General features: G+C 61.2%; 17 protein-coding genes and 2 pseudogenes. 10 read left to right on the top strand and 9 right to left on the bottom strand.

Going from position 1 to position 16461, the window contains the following annotated elements; translation table 11 throughout:
• The first annotated feature begins 5 nt into the window (after positions 1-5).
• From FFS60_RS24990 to FFS60_RS24970, 5 genes and pseudogenes are all read left to right on the top strand, one after another.
• Entirely contained in the window at positions 6-869 is an 864-nt protein-coding gene (locus FFS60_RS24990) for a cache domain-containing protein (RefSeq protein ID WP_137823488.1), read from the top strand.
• A 320-nt stretch (positions 870-1189) separates the two neighbouring features.
• Positions 1190-2026, top strand: coding sequence for a pantoate--beta-alanine ligase (gene panC, locus FFS60_RS24985; RefSeq protein WP_137823501.1), 837 nt, complete (start codon positions 1190-1192; stop codon positions 2024-2026).
• 289 nt (positions 2027-2315) lie between these two features.
• Positions 2316-2708 (top strand): transposase, encoded by a 393-nt coding sequence (locus FFS60_RS29125; RefSeq protein WP_256658145.1) that lies wholly within the window; start codon positions 2316-2318, stop codon positions 2706-2708.
• Positions 2666-3490 carry a reverse transcriptase domain-containing protein gene (locus tag FFS60_RS24975; RefSeq protein WP_218570615.1) on the top strand — a complete coding sequence of 275 codons (825 nt, stop codon included), beginning with the start codon at positions 2666-2668 and terminating at the stop codon, positions 3488-3490. The genes FFS60_RS29125 and FFS60_RS24975 overlap by 43 nt, the downstream gene beginning before the upstream one ends.
• 82 nt (positions 3491-3572) lie before the next feature.
• Positions 3573-3755, top strand: a pseudogene (locus tag FFS60_RS24970) (transposase domain-containing protein); the annotation flags it as partial.
• A gap of 106 nt (positions 3756-3861) precedes the next feature.
• Here FFS60_RS24970 and FFS60_RS24965 read toward each other — a convergent pair.
• Positions 3862-4881 carry an amidohydrolase family protein gene (locus tag FFS60_RS24965; protein WP_137823486.1) on the bottom strand — a complete coding sequence of 340 codons (1020 nt, stop codon included), beginning with the start codon at positions 4879-4881 and terminating at the stop codon, positions 3862-3864.
• Positions 4882-5052: 171 nt separating this feature from the next.
• On the opposite strand from FFS60_RS24965, the gene FFS60_RS24960 reads away from it, so the two are divergent.
• Together FFS60_RS24960 and FFS60_RS24955 are read left to right on the top strand one after the other, a co-directional pair.
• A complete protein-coding gene (locus tag FFS60_RS24960; RefSeq protein ID WP_137823485.1) occupies positions 5053-5892 on the top strand; it encodes an oxidoreductase in 840 nt (279 codons plus the stop codon).
• Between the two features lie 100 nt (positions 5893-5992).
• Entirely contained in the window at positions 5993-6832 is an 840-nt protein-coding gene (locus FFS60_RS24955; protein WP_256658144.1) for a hypothetical protein, read from the top strand.
• A 408-nt stretch (positions 6833-7240) separates the two neighbouring features.
• On the opposite strand, the pseudogene FFS60_RS29120 reads toward FFS60_RS24955, so the two are convergent.
• Together FFS60_RS29120 and mobH are read right to left on the bottom strand one after the other, a co-directional pair.
• Positions 7241-7345 (bottom strand): annotated as a pseudogene (locus tag FFS60_RS29120) (hypothetical protein); the annotation flags it as partial.
• A gap of 387 nt (positions 7346-7732) precedes the next feature.
• Positions 7733-9565, bottom strand: a complete 1833-nt coding sequence (gene mobH / locus FFS60_RS24950) for a MobH family relaxase (RefSeq protein WP_137823484.1) — start codon at positions 9563-9565, stop codon at positions 7733-7735.
• Positions 9566-9872: 307 nt separating this feature from the next.
• Between mobH and FFS60_RS24945 the strand changes: the two genes are divergently transcribed.
• Genes FFS60_RS24945 through FFS60_RS24935 form a run of 3 tightly spaced genes read left to right on the top strand, consistent with a single transcriptional unit; the run spans position 9873 to position 11031 of the window.
• Positions 9873-10190 carry a type II toxin-antitoxin system PrlF family antitoxin gene (locus FFS60_RS24945; RefSeq protein WP_137823499.1) on the top strand — a complete coding sequence of 106 codons (318 nt, stop codon included), beginning with the start codon at positions 9873-9875 and terminating at the stop codon, positions 10188-10190.
• Positions 10190-10648: a type II toxin-antitoxin system YhaV family toxin gene (locus FFS60_RS24940; protein WP_137823483.1), complete on the top strand. Its 459-nt coding sequence runs from the start codon at positions 10190-10192 to the stop codon at positions 10646-10648. The genes FFS60_RS24945 and FFS60_RS24940 overlap by 1 nt, the downstream gene beginning before the upstream one ends.
• Positions 10649-10677: 29 nt before the next feature.
• The gene (locus tag FFS60_RS24935; protein ID WP_137823482.1) at positions 10678-11031 is read left to right on the top strand and encodes a DUF3742 family protein; all 354 of its coding nucleotides are present in this window, start codon (positions 10678-10680) and stop codon (positions 11029-11031) included.
• Here FFS60_RS24935 and FFS60_RS24930 read toward each other — a convergent pair.
• The 6 genes from FFS60_RS24930 to radC all read right to left on the bottom strand — a co-directional run bounded on the left by FFS60_RS24930 (position 11028) and on the right by radC (position 16316).
• Complete coding sequence (locus FFS60_RS24930; protein ID WP_137823481.1) at positions 11028-12530, bottom strand: conjugal transfer protein TraG N-terminal domain-containing protein; 1503 nt, start codon at positions 12528-12530, stop codon at positions 11028-11030. The two genes, FFS60_RS24935 and FFS60_RS24930, sit on opposite strands and share 4 nt — an antisense overlap.
• A gap of 12 nt (positions 12531-12542) precedes the next feature.
• Positions 12543-12872: a hypothetical protein gene (locus FFS60_RS24925; protein ID WP_137823480.1), complete on the bottom strand. Its 330-nt coding sequence runs from the start codon at positions 12870-12872 to the stop codon at positions 12543-12545.
• Positions 12869-14269, bottom strand: a complete 1401-nt coding sequence (locus tag FFS60_RS24920; RefSeq protein WP_137823479.1) for an integrating conjugative element protein — start codon at positions 14267-14269, stop codon at positions 12869-12871. The genes FFS60_RS24925 and FFS60_RS24920 overlap by 4 nt, the downstream gene beginning before the upstream one ends.
• Positions 14270-14277: 8 nt before the next feature.
• On the bottom strand, positions 14278-15213 hold the full coding sequence (locus tag FFS60_RS24915) for a TIGR03756 family integrating conjugative element protein (protein ID WP_137823478.1): 936 nt from the start codon (positions 15211-15213) through the stop codon (positions 14278-14280).
• The gene (locus FFS60_RS24910) at positions 15210-15647 is read right to left on the bottom strand and encodes a TIGR03757 family integrating conjugative element protein (protein WP_137823477.1); all 438 of its coding nucleotides are present in this window, start codon (positions 15645-15647) and stop codon (positions 15210-15212) included. Before FFS60_RS24910 ends, FFS60_RS24915 begins: the two co-directional genes overlap by 4 nt.
• A 168-nt stretch (positions 15648-15815) precedes the next feature.
• Positions 15816-16316 carry a DNA repair protein RadC gene (gene radC / locus FFS60_RS24905; protein ID WP_137823476.1) on the bottom strand — a complete coding sequence of 167 codons (501 nt, stop codon included), beginning with the start codon at positions 16314-16316 and terminating at the stop codon, positions 15816-15818.
• Positions 16317-16461: the final 145 nt, after the last annotated feature.

The following is a 16461-nucleotide window of genomic DNA, read 5'->3' as shown; positions in this document are numbered from 1 at the left end:
CACACATGTGGTCAATTTTCCGTGACGTCTTGCTGCTGCTGTTTGGGCTGGCTTCCTTGTCCAGCGCATTTGCGCAGAGCGACAAAGACTATGCGCAAGAAACTGAACGCGCGACTCGGCTCCTGAACAAGGCTGTTGCCTTGTACAGAATCAAAGGGTCGGCCGCGTTGGCTGACTTCAGTCGCCAAGGCGGGTTCGTCGACGGTGAGATGTATGTCTATGTCGTGGATACCAATGGGGTGATGTTGGCCAGCGGAGGACCCTCGGTCATTTTGGTTGGGCGGAACGTCAGCAGCGTTCTCGACGGTGAGTTGGATAGGGCCTTCAAGGAGGCCCTGTCTGTTCCGGAGGATGGGAAAGTGCGTAGTGCCGAGTATCGCTGGCTGAATTGGAACGATGGCAAGACGGAGCGCAAAAGGGTGTTCTATCAGCGTGTCGGCGAGAAAGTATTCGCTGCGGGTTACTACATGCCCCGTTCCAGTAAGTCTGCGGCAGTTGACCTTCTTGGGCGTGCCAGCGCGGCGATCGCTGCCGACGCACAGAAAACCATCGAGCGTATCAATGCCTTGGATGCTGATTTCATCCGCGACGATCTCTATGTGTTTGTCGTTGATCTGGATACACAGAAGTTCAGTGCCCACGGCGTCAACTTGCGCCTTGTGGGTACTGATTTCCGCGCTCTGCAGTCTGCCGACCAGCAGCCTATTGGCATGCAGATGCTGGACGTACTGAAGAGCAACGAGGTGGGCGAGGTTGCTTACACATGGCGTAATCCCGCGAACGGCCGCATCGAACAGAAGAGCACTCTGCTACGCAAGGTAGGCAAGTACGCCGTTGCGGTTGGGTACTATCTGGGCCCGTCCACCTAAGGGGCAGGGCCGGCGTTTTGCCAATCTGCGCCTGTCTTGCTGACGGCGTGATTGCTACGGGATGAGCCTCTGATGATTCTTCTGCTTCCCATTTTTACCGCGTTGATCCGGGCGGGCAGAACTGTGGTCAACCGCCTTGCGGTTAGTTCCATTGGTAAGCGTCCGGTCAACACACCTTGCATGATTACAGCAGGCCAGACTCATGATTGATCGCGAGCCGCCAGCTGGGTGTGCTCCAGCACAAGGCGCATTTCAATCCCATATTGTTGCGGTCGTATCAGCATAACAACTACTTCAGCGCAGAAGGATTCATCGGTCAGATGCAAATCGCTCGTACTGTTGCTTCCTTGAGAGCAGCAATTGCAGATCTTCGTCGCACAGGTGGTCGTGTGGCTTTAGTGCCGACCATGGGGGCACTGCATGACGGCCACTTGGCATTGGTAAACGCGGCTTCCATGCGAGTAGAGCACGTCGTTGTGTCTATTTTTGTAAACCCCCGTCAGTTTGGTCCCAATGAGGATTATGCGGACTACCCACGCCAAGAACAGACCGATTTAAGGCTGCTTGAAGACGCTGGTGTTAGCTTGGTTTGGGCGCCGAATGTCGAAACGATGTACCCGGCGGGTTACTCAACCAGCGTTTCAGTATCAGGCATTACTCGCGACTTAGACGGTGCCGCAAGACCGGGACATTTTGAGGGAGTCGCAACCGTAGTACTTAAGCTCTTCAACCAGGTTCGTCCGGATGTGGCGATTTTTGGAGAAAAAGACTTCCAGCAACTCGCAATGGTTCGACGCTTGGCCCATGACCTGGACACAGGCGTTGAAGTCGTAGGCTGCCCAACTGATCGCGCGGAGGATGGACTAGCGCTTTCATCACGCAACGCCTATCTCAGCCCCGATCAACGCATTAACGCAGCGACAATCCCCAGAGTCTTAGGTGCAGCGGCCGAATCACTTAGGATGGGAGAACCCGTCTCCCAAACTCTTCTCACAGCCAAGAGCCGGTTGGAACAGGCTGGTTTCGCTCCGATTGACTATCTAGACCTTCGTGATGCATCTACCCTCGAGCCAGTTGATACTCTGCTATCTCCTGCCCGCCTCATGGTTGCGGCGTGGCTAGGTACCACTCGCCTGATCGACAATATGGCGGTTTGAGCGAAATCGTTTACCCCAAAAACTTGTGTTTCTGCGTGAAATTTGCACGTACTCCTAGGGGGCGCTGTATGGATAGCAGTTACCTGCCACTCCTTGGACGTTGGCGTCTGCCACTTGGCGGCGGGTTGATTTTGATTGGAATCGCGGTTGTGCAAGGAGTGCCCAAGACCTCTCCGAACCGTGATTGGTAAGCGTCTGGCCAACACACCTCCCCGGTTCTTCCAGCTAGCGGCATGGTGTCCACCTGTTTTTGGTGGACACCATTTCAGCCCCTTGCGGAGGATCTCCCGTGCCAGGCCAACGCCGCTCCTATCCCAAATCCTTCAAGGCCCAGGTCGTCGATGAGTGCACCCAGCCCGGTGCCTCGGTTGCCGGCGTGGCCTTGAGCCACGGCCTCAACGCCAATCTCGTGCACAAGTGGATTCGCCGCCAGCAGGCACAGCTGCCCGCTGTACCCTCCAGTTTTATTCCGATTCCTCTCGTTCCGAGCCTGCCGGCTACCCCGAGTGCGGCCGACATGGCCATCCAGATCGCCATTCCCCATCGGGCCGGCAACCTTTACCGCATCTGGAACCGGCTGTGCTCAGGGTCGTATTTCCCGCCACCATTCGGTGCCGTCGAAAGAACTGGGTACTGGAGGTGGACATCAGTGCGTTTTTCGACCATGTCCGGCATGACCTGATCATCAAAGCGCTACAGCATCATGAGATGCCAGCGTGGGTGATCTTGTACTGTAAACGCTGGCTGCAAGCGCCGATGCAGAGTGAAGCGGGATTGCTCCAGGAACGGGGGCGAGGAACACCTCAAGGAGGTGTGATCTCACCCTTGTTGGCCAATCTATTCCTGCATTACGCCTTTGATCGGTGGATGGATAGGACGCATCGCGGCGTGCCGTTTGAACGGTATGCCGACGATATTGTCATTCACTGCTCAAGGATGAGCGAGGCTGTTCGAATCAGGGAGAGCCTGACTCAACGAATGAGTGAAGTGGGTCTGACCATCAACGAAGAAAAGTCGAAGGTTGTCTACATCGACATATTCGAGCGGCACAATGTCGCCACGAGCTTCACCTTTCTCGGGTATGACTTCAAGGTGCGAACCCTCAGGAATTCCAAGGGGGAACTCTTTCGCAAGTGCATGCCGGGGGCGTCGATGAAGGCTATGCGCAGGATAGTAAAGACGATCAAACACTGGCGCATCCATCGATCCACGGCGGATGACCTGAGGGATTTTTCCCGCAGGTACAATGCCGTGATCCGAGGGTGGATCGAATACTACGGTAAATTCTGGTATCGGAACTTCAGCTACAGGTTGTGGAGTGCGCTGCAATCGCGCCTCCTCAAGTGGATGAAGAGCAAGTACCGAATCTCGACGCGTCAAGCGGAGCATCGGCTGCGCCTTGTCCGAAAAGGGAACCCGGAGTTGTTCGTGCATTGGTATCTACTACGTGCATCGAATGTGTGATCAAGAGCCGTATGACGGGAGACTGTCACGTACGGTTCTGTGAGCAGCCGAGGGGTGAGATTCCCTTCGGCTGACTCGACTTGCCGGCTCGCTACGCAGTGGCCAGCGTGGCGCAGCCTTGATGACGCTGATCCAGTCAGCCCGCCTGAGCGGACACGATCCGTACGCCTACCTGAAGGACGTGCTCATGCGCCTGCCGACGCAGAAGGCCAGCGCCCTGACCGAGCTGCTGCCGCATAACTGGGTACCCGCCGGCAAGGTGTGATGCCCGTTCGCTTACCGTGATTGAGCAGAAGCTGGCGATTCAGCGCCTCGATGCCTGAGGAAGCGTGGCCCGCAACATCGCGGGCCGCAGCTTTTACTGGTCGGAATCAGTTTGCGCCAGGTACATCAAGTTTGAGCAGTTGGATGGTATTGCCGCTGCGAATCTTCTCCCGGTCTTCATCGGACAGATCCAGGTTCGCGGTGAGATCGCCATGCGCATAAGCACCACCGAAGTTTGTCCCATAAACCAGGCGGTCCACTCCGACCACTTCGACTACGCCGCGGCGTAAGCCGGGCGCATGTACATCGAGATCAAAGTAGAAGTTCGGCAGGTACTCCATCAACGGCCTTCGGTTGCGCGCGTCCGGCGCCATGGCGTTGTTCAATTCGCATAGTCGGCCGAGCTGGAATACCGCCATGCCTCCGGCATGGGTGATGTAAGCCTTGAGATTGGGGAATGCGTCCAGCGCACCGCCGCAGATCAGGTACCAGAAAAACAGCGTTTCGTCGACGCAGTCGCCAATGATCGACGTGGTCTCGAACTTGTCGTCGGTGTGCTTCTCGCCCCAGTAAATGGACTGGTTGAAGCCGTGCACCATGATCGGCACGTCCAGTTGCTCGATCTTCTCCCAGACCGGGAACAGGCGTTCGTCATGGGTCTCGATGCCGTTGAAGTTAGTGCCGCCGACGCAGACGCCCTTGGCGCCCAGTTGGGTAACGGCGCGTTCAATTTCCCGCACCGCCGCATCCGGCTGGGCCAGGTTGGCATGGCACCAGAAGTCGAAGTGCTCCGGGTCCTGGCGACAATAGGCGGACATCTCATCGTTGCAGATGCGTGCGTATTGGGTTCCGAACTCTCCGGCCCAGTACATGAAGGCGTGCGAAGGCGCGGAAACCACTAGTTTGTCTACGCCGCGCTCGGCCATCAGTTGGCGGCGGCTCGCATGGGTCATGCGGGCCAGCAGGTTGGCCTCGGCCTCTGCGTCGTTCCGTGCCTTGGACGGCTGCTTAGTGCCGAGGGAGAAGTGCCCGACGGTGAAGCCGGTGGTTTTCATGAACGGGCCCCAAAACTCATCGCGGTTCAGCATTCCCTTCGTCACGAGGTGGGCATGGATATCGATCAGCACGGCGTACTCCTCAGGGTGGGTTGCAAGGCGGTGGCATCGACTGTTGCATCAGATTTTTGTGAATACTATTTGAACATAAATAAAAAATTTGTTCATATAATTTGTAAGCGTACTGCCAGTACGAAGTGGGTGACGGCAGGTTGCGTAGTCCACCGAACCTGGAGAACAACAATGAACAAGACATGGTTCGTCACGGGTGCTTCCCGTGGCATCGGCGCAGAAATCGCCAAGGCGGCGCTGGAGGCCGGCGCCAATGTAGTGGCGACGGGGCGCGATCTCGCCCGACTCGAGGTGCTGTACGCACCCTACGGAGGCCGTGTGCTGCCGCTGCAACTAGACGTGACTGACGAAGGCCAAGCTGCTGCGGTGGTTGAGGAGGCGGTGCGGCATTTCGGGCGTGTTGATGTGGTGGTGAACAACGCCGGCTACGGTCAGTTGGGACCGTTCGAGGAGAACGACGAAGAGGCGGCCGGGCGGCAGTTCGCAACCAACGTCTTCGGCATATTCCACGTGTGCCGCGCTGTGTTGCCGGTGATGCGTCGGCAGCGGGCCGGGCACATCTTCAATATCTCGTCGATCGCCGGCATGGCTGGCTTGGGCGGCGCCGCGTTGTACTGCTCGGCGAAGTTTGCCGTGGAGGGCTTCTCCGAAGCGCTCGCGCAGGAGGTGGCGCAGTTCGCCATCCGCGTCACTATCGTCGAGCCGGGGGCGTTCCGCACCGATTTCCTCGACGGCACCTCGGCTGTCTTGGGGGGAAAGAGGCTGGAGGACTACGCCGAGTTCAGCAGGAAGATCAAGGCTTCGTCGGAGGCCAATAACCATCGGCAGAAAGGCGACCCGGCTAAGCTGGGAGCGGTTCTGGTTCGGTTGGCTGCTGAAGAAAATCCACCATTGCGCTATCTAGCAGGTTCCGACGCCCTGCAAGTGGTGACAGGAAAGCTTGCGGCAGTGGCTCGGGAGATTGAAGAGTGGCGCGATTGGTCGGTATTGACCGATGGGGATTTCAGCTAATACCCAGGGTAGCTCGACGATATTGCCTTCAAGCCTGAGTAAGGATTTGAGTCGTCGATCATGGGGTAGGTACCGACATAGTTTGTGAAGGAAGGGTGTCTTGAAACGCGACAACAACGATAAAAGCCGTTTGCTGAACTACTTGCTGATACTGATGCTGCTGGCTTGCGCTAGGGGCGAGGCGCTGGGGGCACCGGACCGTCAGGCGCTTCAGGAGATGAGCACGATGGCGACGATGGCGACGGTCAACCTGCTTCTCTACTACAACCTCAACGGCATTCCCTACGAGACCGAGAACCTCGAGTCCTTTAACCAAAACCTAAATCGGCTGCGCGAGTTGTCCGGGCAAGCCGACGATGCCTCGCTCTCCGAACAAGTCCGCCGGCTCGACGATGCGGTTGCCGACCTCAAGCACTTGCCGCAGAGCGTCGCAGACTCGCGTTCGGTATGGCCCGCCTACGCACGCTGGTTGCCGGGCCTCATAGAGGCACATGTTCACCTGGAAAAATCGCTATCCGAACGCTACGACGCTGCGCCCGAGGTGGCGCAGGCGCAAAGCGGGCTGCATGTGCTCAGCCACAATATCGGACGGATGCTGCTGTCATACCAGATGGCCTCCTTCCCGAACTTCGGGGGCGATATCTGGATTCTCGACGAGCAGGCGCTTACTGCACTGGATACTGACATCGAGCAACGCTTCTCCGAACTGGCCGAGCGCGACGGCGGCATTGCGCAGGCACTGAATGCTCCGCTCCGGGACTATCGCTTCGTGCGCCGGCGCCTGCTTGAACCGGCCGGAAATTGGGCACCGAATGCAGTGTCGCTGTACCTGGCGAAAACCATGCGCACCCTCGATGGCGAGGCGAGGCGAGGCGAGGCGAGGCGAGGCGCCTGGCAAGCAGCTCGCCTGGATAATATGTGCCATCTGCCAGTAGGTTGATTGCGCGCCCTTTAGGCCGGCCGCACTCATCAAATGGGCGCAAGGATTCGCAGCCAAAAGCGGACGTCGGTCAATGGGGCGCTAGCAACCCAAAGGCGACATTCGTACTTTGACTAAAGTTGTGCTTCGTATTGGTTTGAGCCATCTCCCAGTCCTACTGGCGTTCCGAGAGAGGGCGAATGACGAGACATCGAAGTCCGATGTTGCCGAAGATGCGATAACGCATGGCGTGTTCCTCCAAAGAGCAGCACGCGCTCGGCGGTCCGTATCGGGCGTCGCTATTTGGATGTGCGCGCAATGAAGTCGGCGATGTACTGGGCTGACAGTTCCGGGTAGGGCTGCAACCGGCAGCGTTATTTCCTCTTGCCGAGGCTGCGAGCCAGAAAAGGAACTGGTCTGTAAGCAATTTCCTGCTGCTTGCGGCAGTCGGGCGCGAGTCTCGAAGAAGTTCTTCTCTTTCTTCAGGTCCATGATTTCGAACATCCACGGGAACGGGTTGCTGGCGCCCTGGTATCAATCTTTCAGGTCGGTCTAGATGCGGATTCCACGCTAATCCGGACACCCGTTCGGCGAGCATCCGGACACTTCCCCGGCAGACAGCCACGCAGGATTTATTCACTTCCATCGACCTCTTTTTTGAAGCAAAGAGGTCCAGTAACCTCGGTTCTGCGAGCATTTCCGAGCCTGGGCCGGCCAGGCGGACGTCGTGATGCGTCAGGAGCACCGAGTCGGTGAGATATTGTTTGTCGACTATGCCGGCCAGACGGTGCCGATCATTGACCGGCGTACCGGCGAGATCCGTCAATTTCAAGAACCACGCGGCTTTCCATGTGCTCGCCCAATACGACGCCCCTGTCATTCGCTACCTCCAGCAAATGTGTGAACTCTGGTGCCCATGTATTATTCGGACCAGCTACTTATCAGGAATAGATAGGGGTTGTTCGGCGGAGATTCAGTAAACAAACAACCAGGTGCTTTCAGTAGATAGCCATGCAACCTCCGTGTCTTTCGCGGTCCCGTTACCTCACACGTCCAGATGTTCAGACCGTTGACTTGCCTGCGGTGCAGTTGCAGCTTTTCAAAGCGTTTTTGCACCCACTGCCAGTCGGCGACCTGATCCCCCTTGGCGAGCGCGGCCGTTTGCGGGTGTTCTTGTGCGTAGCGCTGGAACACGCCCGGGCTGACCAGAAAAGCGGTGTCAGCCACGGTATGTATCAGGGCCTTGGTGTCATTGATGATGAGCTTGCGGTTCTGGATGCGCTGCTGCAGCCAGGCCATGAAGTGTTCTCCGGAAGGTAGTTCCTGCGAACGTTCGCTGTTCGAGGTGGTCGGCAGCGCGGGGGAGGGTGGTGGTGTTGAATCGTCCTCATAGGCAGGCGCGGACGGCTCATCGCGGGTGATTGCTGTTGATGGTTTAGCCGCCGGCGCCTGCGAGGTCGACTCGGTATTGAAGGGGCCGAGCAATGCTAAAAAGGCATCGACGCTATCTACAGCCGGGTTGGCAGGCAGAGCAGGTGCAGCAGCGACCAGTGAGGCGCTGTTGGTTTCGGTGGGGAGTGGCGAAGTGGCGTCATGGTTGGACTCCAGCTCCACCGCTACGGTGCCGGTGAATGGCGCCGGTCGATCCTCTTCCTCCCAAATCAAGGTCGGGGCCAGCCGCAGCAGTGTGAACGTATGCGACCAGCCGGCTGCGCTCGTGACGGTCGCCCGCCAGATGGCTTTTCCATCCGCGGTGGGTTGGAGCATGCCGTGATCCTGCAGCGCATTGAACACGGTGGTGTTGTTGGCGGGGATGCCATCGATGCCCTGGGCCAGCAGATGGGCGCGTAGCTTGTCGGACACCGTTTTGCTGACCAACCACAGCGCATCCTGGGTCAGCCAACCGTCCGAAGCCCCTGGCTGGTTGAGCTTCAGTTCCTCTTTCAAGAGGTAGCGCAGGCCTTCGAGCAGCTTGCGCTGCAGGGCATGCTTGGGCGCCGCCATGGCACGTGCTGGATCACCGCCCAGGGCCTGGGCAACCGAGGCGCGGTCGGCCTGAGTCACCAACTCACCGAGGACGCCGGCATGCTCGTACTGGCCGGCCAAGACATACAGCAGGGCGGACCAAAGCGCGGGATACTGGCTGAGCCAGTCGAGAATCTTGTCATCGAGCATCTGCCGGTAGAGCAGGCCGGTTGCTGCGCTGTGCAGGCGGTATTCGCGGTCTTGGCGGTAGCGGAAGCGGTACGGGTGGGTCAGTGGGCCGTGCCAGGGGTGCCAGCGGCTACCGTCACCGTACTCGACATGCAGGTCGACGGCGATCTTGCCGAGGTCATGCAGCAGCGCAGCGTAGGCAGTGGCGGCGGTCCAGGCTTCCGCCTGGGTGACCTGATCTTCGGGTGTGATGCCGGTAGGCAGCAGATAGGACTGCCGCAGCTTGAGCGCATACGCGACGATCTCCAGGCCATGGTCCAGCATGCCGCCGGGGTAGGCGTGGTGATGGCTCTCGGAGGCGGGAAGATGTTGGACCAGTTCGGCGTAGCGTTCCAGCGGCGCTAGGTAGAGTGAAGCGAACTGCTGGCGTGAGAGCGAAGTGCGCTGCCAGATGTGTTCCAGCAGGCGTTGCCGGCGAGGTGTGGCCAGCAGCGAGGACGCCGACTGTGGCTGCGTCAGGCCCTGGGCGGGATCGATGGCGGGAGCCGGCGGCGCGCCGATGGTCGGTGAACCCCTGTTGCGCTGGAACAGCGAGAGCATGGCGAGTCCCTGTGATGGGGTGGCGGGAGAGCCTTTTGGCCTTTTCGGGTAGGGCCTTTCCCCTTGGCTCCGTTCCCTTACCCCTTCCGCCCCCTTTGGCGTTTACGAATGCCTCCGGATGTAGGGCAAAAGCGGCGACTCGGCCACCATCAATGCGGGGGCGCCGGAACCGAGTTGTGGGCGGAAGGCCAGCGGTGTCGGACCTATGATGCCCCCTTCGCCACCGGCCGGAGCCGCCATGTCCAACCAGATTGACGGGGTAAGGAATGTTCCTTACTCTGTGGGTGTCGTAATTGGGAGAACCGCCATGCCTGGCATCCATGAAGTCGCCACCCTGACCTCCAAGGGTCAGATCACCCTGCCTAAGCCTATCCGTCAGGTCCTGGGCGTGGACGCCGGTGGCAAGGTGGCTTTCGACCTGCGCGACGGGGCGGTCATCGTGACTCGCGCCGACGCTGAACACGAAGACCCGGCGATCGGGGCCTTCCTGGGGCTGCTGGAAGCGGACATCCGGGCCGGCCGGCATGTCCAGGCGCTGCCGGAGGATCTTGCGCGGGCTATGCTGGCGAACGCGGGCCGGGCGGTGAATCTCGATGAGGATATCGAAGGCGACGTGGCGCTGTGATGCAGCGGCATGGCTGGACGTTGCTGTTTCACGAGGGTGTGATCGAGCAGTTGCGCAAGCTGCAGGCGGCCGCGGGGCGGGCCGAACGGAGCGACCCGCAAGGGTTCGAGGCCAATGCCAACGTCAAGTTGTTCCGGGCGCTGAGCCAGTTGATCATGGACGTCGTGCCGAGCGATCCCTCGCGCGACGAGTTCCGCCAGGGCAACACCCTGGGGCCGGCGTACCGTCACTGGCGGCGAGCGAAGATCGGGCGGCGATTCCGCCTGTTCTTTCGCTACGACTCCAGGACGAAGGTGATCGTGTTCGCCTGGGTCAACGACGAGCAGACCCTGCGGTCGGCAGGTAGCAAATCTGATCCCTATGCGGTGTTCGAGAAGATGCTGGGGCGAGGCAATCCGCCCGATGACTGGAGCGCATTGGTGAATGTGAGCCACCAGGATTGGAGCAAACCGGGGTAGCCATCCAACACATACAGCAGGTGACGACGATGGACACGAAAGCTCGCATCAGCAACGCAGAACGCTTCGGCCGTCGGATCGGCGGGATGTGGCGGGGCTTCGTTCGTCGCGAACATCAGGTCGACGGCTGGCTGGTGGCGCGCGGCCTGTCCGCAGGCGCGGCGACGGGGCTGCTGTGGGGCGTTAAGTTGGCCGTGCTGGGCGTGCTGCTGTACGCCATGTTCTGGCTAGCCCTGTTGCTTGTATTCGCGCTGGTTGCGGCTTCTCTTGCCGGTCGTAAACTCTCTGACGAGGACGAACCGGAATGGCGCATGGGATTGTCCGGGTATGGCCTCTATCGAGGTGATACGCGCATTGACCCAGGCAACCCTGACGATGACTAAACGACCTTGTTAGCCGCTTTGCCTCCGCCCGATTTCGCTCCATCTGATGCATTGACCATCAACTGAGCGAGATTGCCTGCTTGCACGCCAGCCCAGCCCAAGGCTGCTACCCAAAACGTGGGCAACACGATAAACATCGTCGCCATCACAAAGTTGATGATCATGTCTCCAAACGTGTTGTTGAGCCCGATCAGCGGATCGAAGTTCGCATGCGGACGATTCCATCCCCAGCCCCATCCATAGAGGGCATCCAGGATGGTCGAGTCGATCCAACGCGCGAGTTGGAACCAGAAGTCGACGAAGAACAGCGCGAACTGCACGATGCTGATCGTGACCACGGTTTTGAGATCGTAGGTGCCGATCACCAGCACCAACGGGATGCAGACCACTAGTGCCATCTTGAGCAAGGCCAGCACCATCGGCAGGGCCTGCCGCATCGCATCCATCGCCGGGAAAAACGCAATGGAGCCAATGGTCAGGCCGACGTCACTGACCGCGCGGGTGGCGACATTGGGAACGGTCATCTCGATCTGGCCGCCGTAGTCGCTGTAAACCGCACCTTGATTGAGCTTCTGTTGCCTGGGCGAGGCGATGGCGCGAATCACCGAGTCGTTGACCTGCTCCTGCGACAGGAAGCTGGCCCAGCCGCCGATTCGGCTCAGCAGATTGGGATCGACCTGGTCTAATAGTCGCGCGCGCAAGCCGTTGCTGTCGGACCACCACTGCCGACAGGTCGGATAACCCGCGCCGCTGGGCACCTGCGCGAGTCCCGCATCTCGGCTGCTGTCGTAAGGCCAACCCTCACGGGGTGTCTTGGCGCGATAGGTGCCGTAGTAGCCCGCCGTGTCGAGGAAGAAACGCGAACCGATCCAGGTCACGTTGTACATCTCTTCCTCATTCAGCACCGGGCGATTCATGAAGAGCTTGGCCCGTGCCGGTCCGTAGCAGTCATGGGTGAAGTCGCTCACCTCCTGGGCCAGCACCGGGTCGGCGATGCGCGTGGCGTCGACCTCCATGCGCATCTGCCGCAGGTCAGTGCCGCAGGGGATCGCCGCCACCGCCGCGCCGGTCAGCGCGCGCGAGGCGGTGTGCATGAAGGCCCACCACACCGGTACCTTGGCCGACTGGTTGTTGAGGGTGCTGAAGGACTGCGACCAGCCGGTGGCCGAGGGCAGCGGCACGTTCACCTGGCATTGCACCGAACGGGCGCGATCGAACTGGAGGGTGTTGAAATCCACGTCGATAAACGGCATACCCGCAAACAGGATGACCACGATGGCGACGAAGATGCGGTTCTCGATGCGCACGGCCGACAGCGCGCCCTTGTTGCCTTCGTCGGCACCTTCGGCGCAGGCCTTGAGCCACTCTTGGAGCACGATGGCCAGGAACGGGATGGCGAAGGCGCCGCTGGCGATCAGCACGGCCCAGATGCCGTTGTGAACGATCCAGCTCACCAGGGTCAGGTAGTACTCCAGGTAATCGGTGGTGTAGAGCGTCATCGCAGCCCCCCGTCATCCCGCCTGCAGGAGCGGGCTGATCTCCACTGCGGCCACCGCCACGACAGCGGCCATTTCGGCCCGCAGCAGGCGCCGCCGAGTGCCGGCGTCTGGCTCGCGGGCCAGCACGCGGCGGCGCATCCAGAGCCAGCCACAGGCCGTGCTGGCATAGAGCAACAGCCGCCAGGCCAAGAAGTGGTTGCTGTGCGCCGTCAGCCAGGCTTGCCAACCCTCGATGCCGCCGGCCAAGTGGAGGCCGACGACATTAGCGGCGACGGCGGCCAGCAGGACGAGGAGGGCGCCCAGCAGCACCAGGCCTGCACGGCGCAGCCGCAGCCCACTCACGGGGTGCCTCCGGTCTGGGCTGGGCGCTGCAGCTGATCGAGCCGGTCGGGAACCGGGTCGCCCTCGTAGATGGCGCGAGAACCGGCGGAGCGTGCGCTGTGCCGCTGGATGATGGCGCTGGGCGAATTGCTGGCCAGTTCGCGGCGCAGTTCCAGTTCGGTTTTCAGGTTGTGGATCTCACGGTCGAGTAGGTCGCTTTCCTGTGAAACCGCTTTCTGCGCCAATTCATTAGCTGCGACGTTGGGCTCTTTACGCCCGGTCAGCAGCGTGCGCTGCAGCAGCAGGGCTTTTTCGAGCACGCTGGACAGCGCGATTTCCGAGGCGAGGCGCCGCGCCAGAATGTCTTGGTCGGGCTCGTCGCGCAGCGCCTCGATCACGCCGCGGGTGATGGGCAGGGCGGTACTGCCGGCCGCCTGCAGGTTTTCGAGGCTCAGGGGGCGGCTGCCGCTGATCAGCGCCTGCAGCGCTGCGAGCTTGGTTTCGTATTCCTCCTGGATCAGCGGGGTGAGACCCACGCCAGGCGTGGTCACGGTTTTGCTGCAGGTTTCGCAGGTGCGCTGCTCCTGCTCGCCCAGCACCCGCACGGCCCAGGCCGCGGCCGCCGCCGGCGAACTCCAGGTCTGGCAGGTCAGGTTTCCGCCACACTGGACAGGATCGATCGCGCTGGAGTCCTCGACATCGCGCCCGTTGACCAGGTTGTAGCCGGCACGGGTCACGTCACTGATGACGCGAATCGGGTTCTGCCCCGAGCCGCCGGCATTGGCGCCACCGACCCAGGTCACGCCGTCGTTGCCGCGGCTCGTTTCGGTCTGCTCGATGGCGAATATGGCGTCGGTGCTGGCGACCGCTTGCGTGAGCACCATGCCGTCGGCGAGCTGGCTCCAGCCCACCTGACCGCCGGCCACGTCGGCCATCTTCTCGGCCATGGCGCGGCAGGTCAGCTTGGAGCGGTCGAAGTCCAGGCGGGCTTGCAGTACACCATTGGTGAGCAGGTTGTAGAGCCCGGGGTCCGCCCGCTGGATGATCAGCGCCGGCAAGGAGGCGACCGCGGCGGTGGCGTTCTGAATGACCGACGACATGATGGTCTGAAAGCCGTTGGTCAAGCCGTTCAGCTGGTTCTGGATGGTGGTGGAAATCGACATGTCGCCGCAGGTCAGGTTGCTGTTCCAGCCGACACCAACGCCCATCGAACGCATGGCGGACGCGGGCGTCATCGACACGGCGCGACCGCCGCCGATCGAATACAGCACGTCGTCACCGATCACGGAGCCTTGGTGTTGCACGCCGTACTGGTTGACGCTGGTCTGGGCCGACGCACTGGCGCAGGCCAATACCAAGGCAGCCAGCAGGGCGAGGCGCAGGGTACCAGTGGGTGAGGAAGCGGAACGGATCGCCATGGCTGGCCTCAGTCGAAATCGACGCTGCCAAGGAACACCTGGCCTTCGCGTTTGCAGCAGCTGTAGGGCCGCCACAGCGCCCAGGCGTAATCACCCTGCTGCGCCTGTACGCGGGCGTCGGAGTGAGGGAAGACCGCGCAGGTGCGGGAGAGCGTCGGCGTCAGCTCTTGCCACTTACCTGTCTGCGGGTCGCTTTCGACCAGCGCGCCGGCTGGCCAGTAGCCGTCCTTGGCGTTCGCGAGCAGTGGCTGGTAGACGTGGAGTTGGCCGCGGCGGGTGACGATATCGCCGGCGCGCTGGGCCACCACGGCGCCTGCCCGGTAGTCATCGCTCTGGTGCAGGAGCCCACCACGTGGGTAGACGTTGCCCCAGAGGTTGCCGCCGGTGCGGGTGCCGATCTCGCGCTCGCCGGGCGTCAGTGCTTCCGGATAAGCCATTTCAGGGATGGTGTAGCGCCACGCGAGGGTGTCGAGGGTGCTCAACAGGTAGGGCATGAAGGCGCTGCCTGCTCCTTCACAGCTGTAGCCGAAACCTGAGGCGAACTGGCTGAACACATAGCCGCCGGGATGGCCGATCACGTCGGCGTTCTTGAACTTGGCCAGGTTGTTTTCATGGCCATGGTTGGTCGTGCCGTCGCCGCCGGCCGGCGCCGTGGTATTGGGCAGGCTCATCGGCCGTACCTCCAGCCACGGATTGGCGCCAGTGCTGGCGTAGCTGGACACCACCGCATCCGGCACGAAGTGGCGCACCTTGACCGAGGTTTGCACTGAGCAGCCGAAACTGGTGCAGCGCAGCCAGAAGCAGATGCCGACCACGCGGTATGCCAGGCAGTCCGGCGAGAGCGTCGAGGCGGCTATGGTCGCCGTGGTGAGGGCGAACGACGGTGCCCCGGTCGTCAGCAAGAGGGTGGCGATGCCGGCGCGCAGGCGGGAAGAGCGCATCATGGTTGTGTCCTCCGGTGCGCTTCGATGAGCGCAACCGCCTTGGCGACGTCCGGCTCGCCATAAACCACATAACGGTGATCCACGATCACCGCCGGAATCGTTGTCACGCCGAGGCTCCAGGCATCGACTAGCCCCTGATAGGCTGCGCCGAGACGTTGTTGCAGGGCGACGCCGCCGCTGTTCAAGCGCTGTTGCACCCGGGCGGCGCTGCGCGAGGGATCAGCAGGTAAATGGGCGCCCAGCTCGGCTTCAATACGTGCGGGTTGATCCAGCTCGATCAGCCGAGCATTGCCGTCGATTTGCACCGGGTGCTGCCTATCGGTGACGACCAGGATCTCAGCGGCCTGCGCCAAGGGCGCGAGCAACGCGGCGCACAGCGCTGCGGCACGTGGATACTGGCGCAATGGGAGCCGGCAGGGATGCTTGGCTGGCATGTCGATCGACCCTGAGGTGGACTGTGCGGACAGTTGGCTCGCAGGCCGGGGTCGCGACGACAAACAAACGGGCATCGCGGCGCGCCGATTTAATCGCGAGCCGGTGCGTCCATGTGGGCGGCCGGCTCTAGGTGGGTGAGGGAGGAAGCGTTGCACGGCAACGAAGGACTACAGCAGGGCATTGTCCGCGAACGAGAACGGCTGACCTTTGCCGATGATGAAGTGATCCAGAAGGCGCACGTCCACGCACTCCAGTGCACTTTTCAGGCGCTGGGTCAGGCGCTCATCCGAGGATGAGGGTTCTGAGCAGCCCGAGGGGTGTTGATGCGAGACGATCAGGGCCGAGGCGTTATGGAACAGCGCCCGCTGAACCACCACACGGGGATGGATCTGAGCGGCATCGATGGTGCCTCTGAACAGCGTTTCACAGGCGATGACCTGATGCTTGGCCGTCAGAAAGACGGCGACGAACACTTCGCTGGGCTCCGGCATCAGTCTCAGGCGCAGGTAGTCGCTGGTGACCTCCGGGCTCGACAGTTGGGGGCCGTCGACGAATAGTCGGCGCTCCAGAATGGCAATGGCTTGCGCGATGATGCGGTTCTCGTACGCGAGGACCGATGCAGAGCCGGGTTCTGCTTGGGCGTCGAGACGGGCGAGGCATGTGAGCATGGGATAGACCTCCGTTGCAGAGTCCGGAGGTGCGCCCCGGAGAGGGCTTTTCTCCGAGGACGATAGGGAAGGTGTCGAGATGAGCGGGGCATCCACCACCGTGTTGGCGGTGGCTGTTCGCACGGGGATGCGGGGCGAACGGGGC

Source organism: Pseudomonas sp. D(2018), from assembly GCF_005502555.1.
In the GTDB taxonomy this organism is placed as follows: Bacteria; Pseudomonadota; Gammaproteobacteria; order Pseudomonadales; family Pseudomonadaceae; genus Metapseudomonas; species Metapseudomonas resinovorans.
The sequence above is the reverse complement of the archived record's forward strand: the minus strand, read 5'-3'. Positions and strand labels throughout refer to the sequence as shown.

Excerpts from the sequence above, each read along its gene's own strand:
- FFS60_RS24990 (WP_137823488.1), top strand. The coding sequence starts at position 6 with ATGTGGTCAATTTTCCGTGACGTCTTGCTGCTGCTGTTTGGGCTGGCT.
- panC (WP_137823501.1), top strand. The coding sequence starts at position 1,190 with ATGCAAATCGCTCGTACTGTTGCTTCCTTGAGAGCAGCAATTGCAGAT.
- FFS60_RS24960 (WP_137823485.1), top strand. The coding sequence starts at position 5,053 with ATGAACAAGACATGGTTCGTCACGGGTGCTTCCCGTGGCATCGGCGCA.
- mobH (WP_137823484.1), bottom strand. The coding sequence starts at position 9,565 with ATGCTCTCGCTGTTCCAGCGCAACAGGGGTTCACCGACCATCGGCGCG.
- FFS60_RS24945 (WP_137823499.1), top strand. The coding sequence starts at position 9,873 with ATGCCTGGCATCCATGAAGTCGCCACCCTGACCTCCAAGGGTCAGATC.
- FFS60_RS24940 (WP_137823483.1), top strand. The coding sequence starts at position 10,190 with ATGCAGCGGCATGGCTGGACGTTGCTGTTTCACGAGGGTGTGATCGAG.
- FFS60_RS24935 (WP_137823482.1), top strand. The coding sequence starts at position 10,678 with ATGGACACGAAAGCTCGCATCAGCAACGCAGAACGCTTCGGCCGTCGG.
- FFS60_RS24930 (WP_137823481.1), bottom strand. The coding sequence starts at position 12,530 with ATGACGCTCTACACCACCGATTACCTGGAGTACTACCTGACCCTGGTG.
- FFS60_RS24920 (WP_137823479.1), bottom strand. The coding sequence starts at position 14,269 with ATGGCGATCCGTTCCGCTTCCTCACCCACTGGTACCCTGCGCCTCGCC.
- FFS60_RS24915 (WP_137823478.1), bottom strand. The coding sequence starts at position 15,213 with ATGATGCGCTCTTCCCGCCTGCGCGCCGGCATCGCCACCCTCTTGCTG.
- FFS60_RS24910 (WP_137823477.1), bottom strand. The coding sequence starts at position 15,647 with ATGCCAGCCAAGCATCCCTGCCGGCTCCCATTGCGCCAGTATCCACGT.
- radC (WP_137823476.1), bottom strand. The coding sequence starts at position 16,316 with ATGCTCACATGCCTCGCCCGTCTCGACGCCCAAGCAGAACCCGGCTCT.